This is a genomic window from Psychrobacter sp. TB20-MNA-CIBAN-0197, from assembly GCF_040309765.1.
GTDB lineage: Bacteria > Pseudomonadota > Gammaproteobacteria > Pseudomonadales > Moraxellaceae > Psychrobacter > Psychrobacter submarinus.
Window position 1 is genome coordinate 1 of record NZ_JBEOPC010001302.1, and the last position, 240, is coordinate 240.

At 61.7% G+C, this 240-nt stretch carries 1 pseudogene; it reads right to left on the reverse strand.

Going from position 1 to position 240, the window contains the following annotated elements:
• Nucleotides 1-240, reverse strand: a pseudogene (locus tag AAEY83_RS18165) (mechanosensitive ion channel family protein); the annotation flags it as partial.

Here is a 240-nt window from a genome sequence, read left to right on the forward strand (position 1 = left end):
TTGTAGACCAACAGAATCACCGCCGACATCGCACCCAGACCCGACAGCAGCAACAGCGGTGAGCGGTCGATCAGGGTGGCGACGATGATGATCGCGCCGAACACGTACAAAACCATTTTCGCCAGTTGCACGTAGCCTTTGATCGAGCGCGTGCGGGCGTGCTCGGTGCGGGCGTAGATGTCGAGCAGGGCGTTGAGCAGGGCGCTGACCGCCAGCAGCAGGAACAGGATGGTGAAGGCC